14 protein-coding genes are annotated in these 15,040 nt (G+C 43.4%); 9 read left to right on the top strand and 5 right to left on the bottom strand.

What is annotated here, in order from left to right; all coding sequences use genetic code 11:
• Positions 1 to 43 precede the first annotated feature (43 nt).
• From B0G85_RS06190 to scpB, 6 genes are all read left to right on the top strand, one after another.
• Entirely contained in the window at positions 44 to 1,225 is a 1,182-nt protein-coding gene (locus B0G85_RS06190) for an MFS transporter (protein WP_100379595.1), read from the top strand.
• Positions 1,226 to 1,331: 106 nt separating this feature from the next.
• Positions 1,332 to 1,841, top strand: a complete 510-nt coding sequence (locus B0G85_RS06185) for a DUF1003 domain-containing protein (protein ID WP_100379594.1) — start codon at positions 1,332 to 1,334, stop codon at positions 1,839 to 1,841.
• Between the two features lie 595 nt (positions 1,842 to 2,436).
• Positions 2,437 to 2,808 (top strand): MarR family transcriptional regulator, encoded by a 372-nt coding sequence (locus B0G85_RS06180; protein ID WP_100379593.1) that lies wholly within the window; start codon positions 2,437 to 2,439, stop codon positions 2,806 to 2,808.
• Positions 2,805 to 3,443, top strand: coding sequence for a cytochrome b/b6 domain-containing protein (locus B0G85_RS06175; RefSeq protein ID WP_100379592.1), 639 nt, complete (start codon positions 2,805 to 2,807; stop codon positions 3,441 to 3,443). The genes B0G85_RS06180 and B0G85_RS06175 overlap by 4 nt, the downstream gene beginning before the upstream one ends.
• Positions 3,444 to 3,690: 247 nt before the next feature.
• Complete coding sequence (locus B0G85_RS06170; RefSeq protein ID WP_198508748.1) at positions 3,691 to 4,989, top strand: HD-GYP domain-containing protein; 1,299 nt, start codon at positions 3,691 to 3,693, stop codon at positions 4,987 to 4,989.
• A 359-nt stretch (positions 4,990 to 5,348) separates the two neighbouring features.
• Positions 5,349 to 6,140, top strand: a complete 792-nt coding sequence (gene scpB, locus B0G85_RS06165; protein WP_157799295.1) for a methylmalonyl-CoA decarboxylase — start codon at positions 5,349 to 5,351, stop codon at positions 6,138 to 6,140.
• Positions 6,141 to 6,177: 37 nt separating this feature from the next.
• Here the strand turns inward: scpB and B0G85_RS06160 are convergent, their stop codons facing one another.
• Complete coding sequence (locus B0G85_RS06160) at positions 6,178 to 7,047, bottom strand: fumarylacetoacetate hydrolase family protein (protein ID WP_100379589.1); 870 nt, start codon at positions 7,045 to 7,047, stop codon at positions 6,178 to 6,180.
• A gap of 260 nt (positions 7,048 to 7,307) precedes the next feature.
• Between B0G85_RS06160 and B0G85_RS06155 the strand changes: the two genes are divergently transcribed.
• Complete coding sequence (locus tag B0G85_RS06155; protein ID WP_100379588.1) at positions 7,308 to 8,966, top strand: thiamine pyrophosphate-binding protein; 1,659 nt, start codon at positions 7,308 to 7,310, stop codon at positions 8,964 to 8,966.
• An 84-nt stretch (positions 8,967 to 9,050) separates the two neighbouring features.
• Here the strand turns inward: B0G85_RS06155 and B0G85_RS06150 are convergent, their stop codons facing one another.
• On the bottom strand, positions 9,051 to 10,016 hold the full coding sequence (locus tag B0G85_RS06150; protein WP_232725992.1) for a tripartite tricarboxylate transporter substrate binding protein: 966 nt from the start codon (positions 10,014 to 10,016) through the stop codon (positions 9,051 to 9,053).
• Positions 10,017 to 10,286: 270 nt separating this feature from the next.
• The gene (locus B0G85_RS10270) at positions 10,287 to 10,667 is read right to left on the bottom strand and encodes a hypothetical protein (protein ID WP_157799294.1); all 381 of its coding nucleotides are present in this window, start codon (positions 10,665 to 10,667) and stop codon (positions 10,287 to 10,289) included.
• 124 nt (positions 10,668 to 10,791) lie between these two features.
• Between B0G85_RS10270 and B0G85_RS06145 the strand changes: the two genes are divergently transcribed.
• Positions 10,792 to 11,913, top strand: coding sequence for a choloylglycine hydrolase family protein (locus B0G85_RS06145; RefSeq protein WP_198508747.1), 1,122 nt, complete (start codon positions 10,792 to 10,794; stop codon positions 11,911 to 11,913).
• Between the two features lie 487 nt (positions 11,914 to 12,400).
• Here the strand turns inward: B0G85_RS06145 and B0G85_RS06140 are convergent, their stop codons facing one another.
• Positions 12,401 to 13,105: a DUF3313 domain-containing protein gene (locus tag B0G85_RS06140; RefSeq protein WP_100379586.1), complete on the bottom strand. Its 705-nt coding sequence runs from the start codon at positions 13,103 to 13,105 to the stop codon at positions 12,401 to 12,403.
• 241 nt (positions 13,106 to 13,346) lie between these two features.
• On the opposite strand from B0G85_RS06140, the gene B0G85_RS06135 reads away from it, so the two are divergent.
• Complete coding sequence (locus B0G85_RS06135) at positions 13,347 to 14,612, top strand: patatin-like phospholipase family protein (protein ID WP_100379585.1); 1,266 nt, start codon at positions 13,347 to 13,349, stop codon at positions 14,610 to 14,612.
• Here B0G85_RS06135 and B0G85_RS06130 read toward each other — a convergent pair.
• Positions 14,543 to 15,040: integrase core domain-containing protein (locus B0G85_RS06130; protein ID WP_157799293.1), on the bottom strand; the 498-nt coding region annotated here is incomplete at its 5' end. The two genes, B0G85_RS06135 and B0G85_RS06130, sit on opposite strands and share 70 nt — an antisense overlap.

Below are 15,040 nucleotides of genomic sequence, written 5' to 3'. Positions count from 1 at the left end.
AACACCACTTGAAGAGACAAAATAAGGGTAAATTGCACCTATTATGTTAAAAACTCTTTTTGCCCTGCCTCGCACCGTTTGGCTTATTGGGCTTATTAGCTTTGTAAATGACTCGGCTAGTGAAATGCTTTACCCGCTCATGCCAATGTACTTAGCAACAGTATTAATGGCTGGGCCAAAAGCGCTGGGCATTATTGAGGGTATTGCTGAGGCTACTTCTAGTATCTTTAAGTTAGTGTCTGGCGTCATTGTTGACCGCACTAAAAAAGCCAAGCCATGGATTGTGTTGGGCTACACGCTGGCTGGTATTGGTAGACCTCTCATTGTGTTGGCCAATTCATGGTTGTGGGTTTTAGCGATTCGCTTTACAGACCGCATGGGTAAGGGCTTAAGAAGTTCACCCAGAGATGCGCTCTTAGCGGAAACTGTTCAAGAAAATCAACGGGGCATTACTTTTGGCCTACATCGATCGATGGACAATGCAGGCGCAGTAGTTGGCCCGCTATTAGCCGCCATGTTTTTATCTTTAGGAGTACCACTGAGAGATATATTTCTGTGGGCAATAGTGCCAGCAGTGATCACAATTACCTTGGCTCTATGTATCAAAGAGCCGTATAGAGAAGCTGTTCCTCAGGCAAATCGTTTTAGTTGGTCATTAGAGGGAATGCCCAATCAATTTAAGAGGTATCTCGTTGTCGCCGGTATTTTTGCATTGGCAAATTCATCAGATATGTTTCTCTTATTGAGGGCTAGAGAGGCAGGGGTTCCGCAAGAACAAATCCCCTTGCTTTGGGCGGCTATCTCACTCATTACAACGTTGTTTGGAGCGCCTTTATCAGCCTTATCAGATACCTTTGGACGTAAACGTTTTATTTTGATTGCTTGGATAGCGTTTGCCTTCTTTTATTTTGCAATGGGATTACCCGGAATTTCTGTCTATCAAATATTTGGCCTCTTTGGAATCTATGGTCTATTTAAGGCTGCAACAGAAGGAGTGGAGAAGGCATTCGTAGCAGATATGGCACCTAAAGGATTAGCCGGTACAGCATTTGGTTGGTTTAATTTAATCACTGGGCTGATGCTGTTTCCAGCTTCATTTATCTTTGGCTGGATATACGAATCCGTTGCTCCGCTTTATGCTTTCTTATTTTCTGGCAGCTGTGCTTTGGTGGCTTTTATATTGATGGCACTATGGGTGACTAGAGCTGAAGAAGTCGAAACTTAGGCTAACTTAAAACACATCATCCAAAAAGCTTACACAGCTGAGTTTATTTACTAAATTAACTAAAACATAAACATAAACATAAACTAAAACTAAAGGGAAAGTTACCATGATCTCTCCAACACACGACGAGTTACTCATCTTAGAGTCATTAAGAGCGCATCGGCGTAAGCATAGACAGCGCATTAATAAGACGGCTACTTCTCATTTTCAGGAAATCCCAATACAGCTTACTGTGGGGCAGAAGATTTCAGATGCCGTAGCGCGAACAGTGGGATCGTGGCGATTTATCATCGGACAAAGTATTTGTATCTTTGCATGGATTTTGTATAACGCCTTGTTTGGGGCTAGCCCATGGGATCCTTACCCGTTCATCCTGTTAAATCTGATGTTGTCCTTTCAGGCGGCATATACAGCGCCCGTCATTATGATGAGTCAGAATCGCTTATCTGAAGTAGATCGCCAGCAGGCTAGCAGTGATTTTGAGATCAATATTAAAGCCGAATTAGAAATAGAGCTGCTTCACCAAAAAATTGATATGCTCAAAGAAAAAGAGCTTTTGGCACTGACTAAAGCAGTAGAGGCTCTCAGTATAAAGATCGAAAGCTACAGACCCTAGTTTGATACCCCGTTATCAATTAGGTATATAACCTCGTAGATTTAATGAGTAGTTTGGGTAACTGCTCCCCTAGGCAAATACCCCTCAATAGCTTTTGTATTTTTTTGAAAAAAAGCATGTGATGTCAGACCTTAGAGTAAATAAAAAAGTGCTGAGTAAGATACTTTTCTAATTATTAGCACCCCTGTATTACTTGCAATTTTTTTATAAATGCCCCCTAAAGCACCAAACCCAATACTCATCTAGAGAGATGTAATTCTTGGGTTATTCAAATGCCCCATTCCATTATTTAAGTAGAGCGTTTTACTGGGGATTAATAAGTTGTATCTATTCAAATAATTAGAGAGTAGGATAATAGTAGATCAAGGCTGATAACTGTTACAGCACTTGATTCCTTCAGCCAAACGTAACAGTCGTCCTCTCTAGCGAATTAGAGCGGGTCTCATTCCCATAAATTATTCTAATTAAAACTTTTTTATTTAAGTTTTCTTTTACGCTATTAAACACAGCAATTTTTAGCACTGAAAGAGGCCGTATAAATGTCCAATATTTTTTTTCATTTAATCATTACTCAAGTAATTGAAGTGGCATAAGTATGTCAATGTATCTGCGATTCCTTTCTGCCGTATTAGCAGATAAGTCTTCCAGCCCATATAAGCAGTTGGACGCTACAGAGCTTCAGTTACTGGAGCATGCTCTGCTTGCGGATAATCGTGATGAACAATTACTGGTTGGAGACATACTCTATTTAAGAAAATTTGGTTCACAAGCCACGCTCCATGGCAGAATCAAGAGCTTGGTAAGACATGGCTACTTTAAGTTGGTTTTGGATAAAGAGGATGGACGCAAGAAGCACATCATTCTTACAAAAATGGCGCACAAGTATGACGGTCTGATGTCAGAGCACTTAGCTAGTGCAGCTGAAGGTATCTACGGAGAAAAAAATGTTTCAATATCTTCCAAATGAACAATAAGCAAAGTATTTTAGTGTGGGATGTACCCACTCGTGTTTTCCATTGGCTCTTGGTGATTTGTTTTGCTGGTGCCTGGCTGACTTCGGAAAGCGAGCGCCTACAAATGATTCACTATGCATTTGGTTATTCTGCCTGTGCGCTAGTGTTATTTCGTATGGTTTGGGGCGTCATTGGAACGAGATACGCTCGCTTTTCTCAGTTCATTAAAGGCCCCAAAGACATGATTGGGCACCTTAAGGTCTTATTGAGCGGTCATCAGCATGACACACCTGGACATAATCCAGTCGGAGGCATGGTGATGATTGGACTAATGTTGATCATTCTCTTTATCGGACTCACGGGCTACTTGAGTGTTAAAGAGTTTCTTGGGGATTTCATGAGCGAGGCGCACGAAGTAATTTCGAGCCTAGCCTTGGCATTAATAATTATTCACGTTGTCGCCGCAGTCATCATGAGTTTGGTTCAAAAAGAGAACTTAGTAAGAGCAATGGTGAACGGCAAAAAACAGGGCCTCCCTGAGCAAGCAATTCGGTTCCCCCAATATTTGATAGGGCTCATTTTGGTATTGGGATGGGGATACCTCTTCTATTTGGTTGTTAGTGGGGCAGCCCCGAGCTTAACTCAGTAGATAGAGCCCAACATCCAGTTTTTAGGTCTATTCCGTCGTAGATTTAAAACGTTTGAGCTGAACTCAAGCCTTACTTTAAGTAACGATATAAGTCGCCGCATTCAATCATAATGTACTCTGAGACATTGACTTCATTATTTGTTTTGACTGCTTAGTCCATTGATGTACATTAAAAGTAATCATTTCTTTTTACCTTATGCCATTTACAAATTCATCAGATTTGCCCTCAGGAGATCTTAGTTTAGCTATGATGGAAAGGGAGCGTATAAGTCATGAGGCTCTTACAGCGGCACTTAATTTAGCGCTACATACATCAGATGAGATTTCAATAGCAGCAGAAAAAGCGGCAGAACTAGCAAAACTTCTCGCTATCAAGGATGCGCAAGATGCCTCCAAAATCGTAGCGCAAGCAGTTTCAGAGGCTGCTAATGTTTCGGCTTTATCGGTAGATAAGGCGGCAAAATTAGTCATCGTTGCAGTGCAAAAAGCAGCAACAGCTTCTTCGCAGTCATCAAGAGCCCTTGCTGACACAATGCATCTGGTTGCTCAGACAGCTAAAAAACTAATAGAACAAGATGTATCCAAAGCGATGGAGATAATTACTACAAGCATTGAGAGGGCAGCAAAGAACTCAGAAATAGCGGCAACTATATCTGCTTCTGAAGCTCTTGATGCAGTAAATCGTGCTGTGGAGCTCACAAACGAATCCGCAAAGATTGCTGCTGATCTAGCTGAAAAGGCGGCAGAAGCAGCGCAACAAGTCATTGCTCACAATACGGCGCGTGCTGCCGAAAAAGTTGCTGCTGCTGTTTTGGATGCGGCCAGTAATGCTAAACAAGTTGCAAAAAATACATTGACACAATCTGCTGAGCAAATGGAAAAAGTTTCATCAGTACTGAAATCTTCAGAGCTGATGCGCTCGATTGCAGAAGATGAGGTTGCGCGTTATATCGCTAAGCTAGAGACGGCTGTAGAGAGTACGCTTCGTGCAGTATCGCTGATGGTCGAGCAACGCGATCCCTATACTGCTGGACATGAGCGAAGAGTGGGAGAGCTTGCCGCAGCGATCGGTATAGAAATGGGTCTTGGTGAACACATTGTTAAAGGGCTTCGTTTTGCAGGATATGTGCATGACATTGGGAAAATAGGTATTCCTGCCGAAATACTTTCAAAGCCTACTAAACTGACCGCACCTGAATATCAACTAGTACAAACGCATGCTCAGGCTGGATACGAAATACTGAGAGATATCGATTTTCCTTGGCCTATCTCCTCAGTCATCCTGCAGCATCATGAAAGACTGGATGGTAGCGGCTACCCAAATAAGTTAAAAAAAGAGGCAATTTTGCTTGAGGCAAAAATCATAGCTGTTGCTGATGTAGTTGAAGCGATGTGTTCACATCGACCCTATAGACAGGCTCTTGGTATAGAGGCTGCCCTTAATGAAATTACTAGCAATAGTGGTAAGTTATTTGATCCTCAGGTAGTTCAAGCGTGTGTTAGGCTTTTCCGTAATAAGGGATATACCTTAGAAGTCAAAAAATAACTCGATTTATTGTGGCAAGATTAATTTTTATGCCTATTCAGTTATTGTTGCTTTAACCTATGCCAGGCTGTCCGAATTTGCATCAGTCCTTCAAGTCAAAACCTGAACATAAACGAACAAGCGCATTACATAGCCCTTTACTCAGAGCTCAATTTTGGCCTCAATTCATTTATTTATAAGGTGAGTTAAGCAATTACGCTTGGCCTCAAGGTCAAGCTGGCTAAAACATGGAGTGATCGATGTGCGCCTCAGTAGTGAGGTAGGTCAAAAATTCAAGTCACACCGGTAGATAAGAGTCGCCCCCTTCATAATTAGATATGATGGGCCCTGGATCAGTAAAACCAATGGGGATTAGACCTATGAATTACTCTTATATTAAAGTCGAGCATTCCGGATTGATTGGCACCATTCGCTTTGACCACTACATCAAGCGTAATGCCTTAAGTGAGCCTTTGATCGAGGAAATGGAAGATGCATTGTTGGAGTTTGGTCAGCAAGATATCCGGGTAGTTGTATTACGATCGGATAGCAAACAGCAGGTCTGGTCTTCTGGACATGACGTGCTTGAGTTACCAAAATCTGAAAGAGATCCCTTGCCAGCCTCAGATCCAGTAATGCGATTGATGCAAGTAGTGCGTGCCTTTCGTGCCCCAGTGATTGCTATGGTAGATGGAACGGTATGGGGTGCCTCAACGGATTTGATTATGAGCTGTGACATGGCGATTGGAGATCATGATTCAACCTTCGCCATTACGCCTGCTAAATTAGGTTTGCCTTACACAGCTAGCGGAATCTTGCACTTTATGAGTCGGATGCCGTTGCATGTTGTGAAGGAAATGTTTCTCACAGCTGAGCCGATCGGAGCGGATAGAGCAGTTCAAGTGGGTATATTGAATCACTTGGTAGCTGCCAGCGAGCTCGAGTCAAAGACTTACGAGATCGCCAAAACAATTGCCTTACGCTCCCCGCAGGCTAATAGCGCCTTTAAAGCTCAGGCACAAGTTTTAGCCGACTCGGCATCTCTTAATCCATTGGTTTTTGAATATCTGCAAAGCTTACGCAGAGATGTCTTCTTGGGAAGCGACTACCGAGAGGGGATTTCAGCATTTTTAGAAAAACGCCAACCCCAATTTACTCAGGCAAAGAAGTAATTTCCTGAAATCATTTGGCATTCATTATTAGCTTGACTCATTCGTCTGCGATCGTATTGCTCAGTATGCCAATGGATTCAATTTCAATTTCACAGATATCCCCTGGCTTCATAAACACAGGGGGATTTCTAGCGTAGCCTACGCCAGCAGGGGTTCCAGTAATGACTAAATCTCCCGGCTCTAGAGTCATGCATTCAGTAATTAAAACAATCGTTTCCGCAACTCCCCAAAGAAAATCTTTGGTGTTCGCGTTTTGCATTACCTGGCCATTTAGGCGGGATTGAATGTTCAAGCCATGACATCCAGGGGGTAGCTCATCGGGAGTCACTAAATAAGGGCCAAATCCACCCGTCTTGTCAAAGTTTTTGCCGATAGTCCATTGGGTTGTTTTACGCTGATAGTCTCGCAGGCTGCCATCATTAAAGATGCTATACCCAGCAATACAGTCAAGTGCATTATCTAGGGTGGCATACCGTATTTTTTTGCCAATTACAAAAGCAAGCTCTGCTTCGTAATCGAGTTTATCTGAAACTCGGGGTCGAATCATTGGGCTCGCATGGGCTGTAAGAGAGCTTGGTCCTCGCATAAAAAAACTGGGATATTCAGGCCTCGCGTTTCCGCCCTCTTTAGCATGATCTGCGTAATTTAAGCCCATGCAAACAATTTTCCCAGGCCACTCAATTGGAAGCTTATAAAGAATATCCTTAATATTCCCCTTGACTGAGTCAGACTGACTCATTGCTTTTGCAGCTCGACCTAATAAATCTTGTGATTGAATCACTTCTAGTAGGTTATTAGGGATCTGTAAATCTGTAGCACATAAATCGATATATTGAGTGGGCTGATCTTTTAATAGCGCCCCGATTCTGCTTTGGCCTGTTGCATCTTCAAAGTTAAATAGTCTCATCTCAATCTCTTAGCAATTTTTTTGATCGTGTTGGGTGGTACAAACTTAGAATCTCAGTATAGGGGATCTTGGTGGTGTCCCAGCAATCATCCTCGATATCACTGAACCTTATTTATTCCTGAGGGCACCTTGAATGGGGCTGCCAAGATCGCTCAACCCAGAATTACCCGAGGGGACTGCAAAAATGTCATAATTTTCAAAACGCTAGCTTTATATTGATGTATTGCAAAGCAACTTATAACAAAGAAAGTAAGAACGCAATGGGGACACCAAATCAGTTGCTCAATGGCGGGCAGATCCTAGCCAATGCCCTTATAAGGCAGGGGGCGGAGCTTGGCTTTGGAGTTCCGGGTGAAAGTTTTTTACCACTATTAAATGGCTTAGTTGATCACCCAAAGTTTCAGTTTGTGACTTGTAGGCAGGAGGGCGGTGCTGCCTATATGGCTGAGGCCTATGCGAAGCTAACCGGTAAGCCTGGCATTGTGATGGTGACACGCGGTCCGGGCGCCTCTAATGCCATGATCGGTATTCATACTGCATATCAAGACTCAACCCCAATGGTGTTATTGGTTGGTCAGGTGGGTACAGATATGGTCGAGCGTGAAGCCTTTCAGGAAATTGACTATCGCCGTATGTATTCTGAATGCGCAAAATGGGTTGGGAGTATTGATCGCGTAGACCGCATCGATGAATTTGTTTCGCATGCTTTTCATGTCGCGCAAGCAGGGCGTAAGGGGCCTGTAGTGCTCGCTTTGCCAGAGGATGTGTTGTACATGATGGGGTCAGAGCATCCAGTTGCAGCGGCCCATATTGTGCAACCGGGCCTTGACCAAGAGGCATTTTTGCAGGCTATGAGTCATTTTTCAGCCGCCAAGAACCCGATGATGATTGCGGGTGGTGGTAATTGGAGTAAGGTGCCTTGTGACCATTTAAAAAAATGGGCTAATCGCGAAGGCTTGCCTGTAGCGACCAGTTTTCGTTCGCAGGATCTGATTGATAACCTAGATCCTTGCTTTGCTGGTGATCTTGGAATTGGTGCAAATCCTGCCCTAGTGAAACGGATCAAAGAGGCTGATGTCTTATTGGTGATTGGAGAGCGTTTAGGGGAGATGACGACGGCAGGCTACTCCATACTGACTCCTCCACAAATCAAAGCGAAACTGATTCATGTACTTTCCGGGCCTGAAGAGCTCGGTCGCGTGTATCGCCCAGACTTTGCAATCAATTGCAGCCCCGACCATTTTTGTAAAGCCTTAACCGAGATAAGTATGGGCGGGCAATATGATCGCCAAGCGATGACTACTGCCCATACTGAGTATTTAACATTTTCAGCCCCGGTAACTGTACCCGGTGATTTGCAATTAGCGCAAATCATGTCCTCATTAAAAGAGCTTATTCCGCGCAATGCCATCGTCACAAATGGAGCAGGTAATTTTGCTACCTGGGTACATCGTTTTTATCCCTATGGTGATATGCGGACTCAGCTAGCCCCCGCGAATGGTTCAATGGGGTATGGTTTACCAGCAGCGATTGCAGCTAAATTAGTGCACCCAGATCGGGTTGTCATTGCAGTATGTGGTGATGGTGATTTCATGATGAATTGCCAGGAGCTTGCAACAGCAGCCCGTTACGGAGCCTATCCCATCATTCTTGTGGTGAATAACAGCATGCTGGGAACGATTCGGATGCATCAAGAGCGTGAGTTTAAGTCGCGCGTTATTGCGACTGAATTAACCAATCCAGACTTTATTAAGTTTGCTGATAGTTTTGGCATCCCGGCATTTCGTGTGAGCAAGACCGAGGAGTTTGCTGCTGCATTTTCAGAGGCCATGGCTAGCAATCAGGGCGCACTGATTGAGTTAGTGCAGGATCAAGAAGTGATCTCGCCTAGCAAGCTATTATCGCAACTAGGCCAGTAAACGATTGATAGAGCGGTATTGTTTGAGAATAGAAAAGAGGGGCCAAGCCCCTCTTTTGTACTGCAGTCGCTTGATTAGAGTTGATTAATCTACTTTAGCACCAGAGTCTTTCACCACCTTAGTCCACTTGGCAATTTCATTTTTAATAAAAACTGAGAATTGGGTGGGGGTGTTGCCAACCGGCTGTGCACCCATAGCTAAATACTTTTCTTTTACGGTTGGGCTATTAATAGCCGCCATTAGGGTAGCGCTGTCTTTATTTAAAATATCAACAGGCATGTTGGCAGGACCCACAACACCAAACCATGAGGTCGCCTCGTAGCTTGGTAAGTTAGCTGCCTCTGCAATAGTTGGTAGGTCTGGAAATGCAGGAGAGCGTTTAGCACTCGTGACAGCTAAAGCCTTTAGGCGCCCAGAGCGAATAAAGTTGATGGAGGAAGGCAGGTTGTCGAACATAATATCTACGTTACCCGCTATCAAGTCGGTTACGGCGGGCGGACTGCCCTTATAGGGTAGGTGCACCATATAGGTTTTAGTCATCGATTTAAAAAGCTCTCCAGCCATATGGATCGAAGTGCCATTACCACTGGAAGCCATATTGACCTTACCCGGGTTTACTTTTGCATAAGCGATTAAGTCATTTACAGAATTTATCTTATTTTTAGCTGCAAATTCTGGGTTTATAACCAGCACATTAGGTAGCTCTGCAACTAGTGTGATTGGGGTAAAGTCTTTAATAGGGTCAAAGGGTAATTTGCCGCCACCCTGGGTATAGAGCGGGAGATTGATACCATGTGTTCCAACTGAAGCCATGAGCCAGGTATAGCCATCCGCTGGTGACTTAGAGGCAATTTCAGCGCCTATATTACCGCCTGCTCCTGGCTTGTTGTCGATGATCACATTCCACTTAACCGTATTGAGAAGTTCATTTTGCAATGGGCGAGCGATGTTATCAGTTGCCCCACCGGCTGGAAAAGGAACAATAAATCGAATGGGCTTATTGGGATAATCAGTTTGAGCTAGAGCAATAGGAGTGCCACCAGCGAGCATAGTTAATGCAATCAAGAGTGTTCGAATGACACCAGAAAGATTGAAAAAAGCAGCTTGATTTGTTTGAGTGATTTGAGTCATTGATGTCTCCAGTCGATCAATATTTTTCTTTGGTTTTGTTGTGAATTGCTATTAATTAAGGCCCATACTTGATAAAGTATTTATATACTAAATCATTGCTGAAAACTAGGTTGATCTATTGGGAGTTACGTATTTGGTTGCGCTTAGCAGCTATTCAAACCAGGAAAGTTAGCCAGCAAGGAATATCCCTTACAGGTGCACTATTAGCTCGGGGATCAGCGGCCTTATGCGCTCTTCGACATAGTAGCCACCATATTCCCCATAGCGTAAATATTTGTTGTTGCATGCGCTGCACTGATAAATATCGCAGCGGTTATAGGGGTGATATGTGGGTGCTATTGGAGCATCATCAGACCAGAGATTGGTACCTTCCGGATGATATTCATCCCACATTTCGGGGGCGTCCTCTGGCCTCAAGGTTCCGACTAATTCCAATAAGTGAAGATCAAAGCCTCCGGGAATAGACTCCCAACCAGGGCTTTGAAGTGTCACGCAGACCTGACAATCCAGGGATATAGAGCTGCTATTAGCTAGCGCTGAAAGCGCCCAGGAGTTTAGAAGATTTGACATGTGTAGATTAACCTAGATCATAGAGTATCTCCCCATCCTTAGGTTTTCCTTAAAAAAGAAGGTATTCGTTTCTCATCAATGTTATGCTTTTCGTATCGAGTTCCACCCGTCTTCAGGAGTCCCAATGAAACAAACAATCATTAAAAAAATAGTAGCTACCTCAGTCTCGGCTACCTTGGCATTTGCTCCGCTAGTAAGTCATGCTTGTACCGCGGTCAATATAGTTTCAAAAGATGGCTCGGTTGTAGCTGGAAGAACCATGGAATGGGCTTTTGATATGAAGTGGCAACTTACCGCTAATCCCAAGGGTACCCCCATCTCCCTTAGTGCCCCAGCCTCCCTAAAATTGCCTGTAACAACCTTGGCCAGTAAGTATGCGTTTGTCGCAATTGCACCTGGCGTATTGGCTGGACCTCCTGCATATTTGGAGGGTCAAAATGAATCGGGACTTGCAATGAGTGGCAATTTTTTACCTGGTTTTACTCAATACCAGGCAGTTACTCCGCAGGATAAGAATTATGTTTCTATATTGAACTTAGGTGGATTCATTTTGGGCATGTTCGGCTCAGTCAAGGAGTTACGCAATGAGCTTCCTAAATATAAGGTGTGGTTCGATCCAAGCGAAGTCAAGGGATTGCCAACTCCACCATGGTTACACCTTGTACTCACAGATCGTGGTGGAGACAGTATTGTTGTTGAATTTGTTAAGGGTCAAATGGTGATCCACGATAATGTGGCCGGAGTGTTGACCAATGCGCCAACTTATGACTGGCACTTGAATAATGTGCGTAACTATCTATCGCTCACCTCTACTGCAACAGCAGCTGTGACTGTCGGCAATACGAATGTCACTGAACTAGGGCAGGGTGGTGGCTTACTAGGTTTGCCAGCGGATTACACGCCACCATCTCGCTTTGTCAGGGCAACTTATTTAAAGCAGTTTGTCTATCAGCCAAGTAATAGTACTGACGCTATGCAAGCTGCTGGCCACATACTGAATAATGTCGATATTCCCATTGGTGTAGCGCGATCTTCAGATGGTAAGAGTGTGGTTTCAGACTACACACAGTGGGTTAATCTAAAGGACTTAAAAAATAATCGGATGAAAATTGCAAATTATGCAAATCGCACAAACTTCATCGAAATTAACCTGAATGAGGTCTTTAAGTCTGGCATAACAAAAACTTGGCAAATTGATAAATTACCGTATCCACAAAATGACGTGACAACAGATTTTTTAAAATAAGTTTTCTGTTAAACCACCTTCGGATAGATTTTCTAGAAATTAAAATACCAATCTGTGGATTGGTATTTTTTTGGCTATAAGAAGCGTATTTTTTCGCTAGAATCAACAGGCGATCAATAGGATAAATAGACTTTGTATCTGATGTAGTGTGCCCTTAGGTAATTTGATGTGGATAGCTTACAAATATGACTCGATAGTGTGGACAGGGCAGGCTTAGATATCGAGGCGACAAAGCAAGTATTTGCTAGCGATGAGCATGCTCTTAAAGTGTGATATTCAAAACTTAAATATACAAATACTGGTGTGAGTGCGGTACCAGTAGTGATGTTCAATACTCAATACTCAATATCAGGAGCTCAAGCTCCTGATGCATATGAGGAAGCTATTCCAGCTGCTATTTAAAAAATAAGCTCACGAGCGGCATATACGCCCTTATCACTAGTCATGAGGGCGTTGGTCACTTTATCGCGGAAGTTATTAACTCAGATTACTTCTCTGGTAGGAAAAATAGAACAGCTTCATTGCTAGTATTTTTATAGGTGCCTATCGATGTCTGGACAATCGTTTTTGCCATGGCAACAAAAGATTGTGATGATCCAGCGATGGTTCGAAACGGCTGACCCTGCATAGTAACCACACCTTCCCCCAGTAATATATTGGTAGCACTATCGACTAGCTTACTCTCCACCAGCATAGCTGGAGTTTTTGCATTGACGCCTGCCGCATAAGTACCTGCAGTCAGTGCCATACCAACCGGAGTGAAATTCCAGGGCTGCAAAGAATTGTTTGTGCTCTCTGCGCCAGTAATGCCAACGGAAATGCGCACAACATTAGGCCCTGGTTTTGTAACAATTTGAATATCACCCCGATTTTTAATCATCTCCATCATTGAGGCCTGTAAGGCAGACTTTGCTTGATTGATCGTATCTTGGGTAATTTCTTGCGTGGCATTTTGATTTAAGTAAACGGGATCTAGGATCACAGCTGTATACGATCCGGGCTTGATGTCTGCCTTACGATATCTCCAGATACGCACATCGGCATTGGTTGTTGTCATTGCAGTTAAGAGGGAGTAATCCGGTAAAAACCCAGATTGAGGCATGGATTCACTTGCTAACTTTGTTGTGGTGCTGCAACCACCGAGAAGTGTGAGTGCTGTGAGTATAAAAAGGAAGGCGAATTTTTTTTTCATAATGTTGGGTAATGTGAACGCTAGTGAAATGGTGCTGCAGGCTTGTAATAACTATCTTTATAAATAAGACTTGATAATCAAGCCTACTGAAACCTACAAAATAGACGCCTCTTCTAAAGTTAAGTTACGTTTATTCCAGATATATTGACTGAATAGGGAATAAAAGCTTTAGTATTTTGGATAAGTAAATTCCAGCTTCTGTGCCATAGACTAATTAATATTGAATAATGCGGCTCCTTTTATGAATACAAGTTACTTAAGTCGCTTACTCATTCTGATATTTATAGTAGCCGTTTGTACTGCCTGCGCTACCCGGCCGATTAATCCCTCGATTACCAAACCAGAGGGTGACTCTAAGTTGGGCTTTAAAGATATACCGCTTGTCTCCATGCAAGACAAGGATCTAGTCATCCTAGCTTTTTCTGGAGGTGGGACGCGATCCGCGGCTTTTTCTTATGGCGTATTAGAAGCTTTGCGTCGAACACAGTTGCGGAATGCCCAGGGTGAGCAGGTGCGCTTACTCGATTCTGTAGACATCATTACGAGTGTTTCCGGAGGGAGCTTTACGGCTTTGGCATATCGTCTATATGGCGAAAAATTATTTGAAGAGTACGAAACTCGATTTTTAAAGCGGGACATTCAGGGCGAACTAATTGGTAGAGCGCTCAATCCCATTACTTGGCCTAAATTGGTTTCCAGTGGTTGGAATCGCTCAGAAATGGCGGCTGATCTCTATGATGAAATTCTATTTAATGGTGCTACCTTTGCAGATTTTAAAAATACCAAGGGCCCTGTAGTTGCTCCGTCTGCAACCGACATTACTAGTGGCTCCCGCTTTTTATTTTCTCAAACAGATTTTGATATTCTTTGTAGTGATATGAGTAGTATGCGTATCGCTCGTGCAGCTGCTGCCTCCTCAGCTGTGCCAGTCTTACTGTCTCCCATCACATTAAATAACTATAGTGGTCAATGTCCATCACCTAATTCGGAGTGGCTAAATTACTTTACAAAAACACCCAATCCATCCAGGGCTGCCTCTCGAACTCTGGAGAGGGTAAAAGAGTTAGAGGGTTTAAGTCAGGAGCCTTATTTGCATTTAGTCGATGGTGGCGTTTCTGATAATTTAGGCTTAAGAGGGGTTCTTGACTTTATTTATCAACTTGAGGCACTTCAAGAGTCCGGTGCAGATACTAAGCTCAATGAATTAAAGAGAATTGTGGTGGTCGTGGTTAATGCTTTATCAAATCCAAAAACAACTTGGGCTGAATCGGAGTCACCACCCAGTTCTATTTCTGTGTTGCTACAAGCTTCTGGGGTTCCAATCGATCACTATTCTGGCGAGCAAATTGATGAACTTCGAGATACTCAGGCGCGCTGGCGTACTTTGCGTCAATTACACGATGTGCCAGTGACCTGTCTGGTTTCTTCGGACCATTTTCATTTAGAAACATGGGCTCCAGGGTTTAAGTTATTGCGCCATTCAGATACGAACTCTAGCGGGGTTTGATAATCCAAACTGGAGTGCGGTCTGATTAAATTGTCCCTAAAGGGATTTCCTTTGGTCATTTGCTTACGCCAAGTTTCAATAATCACCTTGGCATGCTGCCTGCTGTAAAACCAGTTCAAAGCTAAACATTCATCTCGGAACTTGCCATTAAAGCTCTCGTTAGTACCGTTTTGCCAAGGCTTGCCTGGTTCAATATGTAGGTTATGTAGACCTTTGGCTACAGCCCATTCCAACAAGATAGTACTAATAAACTCCGGGCCGTTGTCACTTCGTAGAACTTTAGGGTAACCCCGCTTTGCAATCACTTCTTCTAATATCTGCACCACTCGCTTACCTTTAATTGAGCCGGCTACATCAATATACAAACTCTCCTTGGTGAACTCATCGATCAAGGTTAAGCACTTGAGCTTTTGACCATTGGCACAAGC

The sequence above is a fragment of the Polynucleobacter brandtiae genome, from assembly GCF_002797575.1.
In the GTDB taxonomy this organism is placed as follows: domain Bacteria; phylum Pseudomonadota; class Gammaproteobacteria; order Burkholderiales; family Burkholderiaceae; genus Polynucleobacter; species Polynucleobacter brandtiae.
Note: the sequence above shows the minus strand (reverse complement) of the source record. Positions and strands in the feature narration are given on the sequence as shown.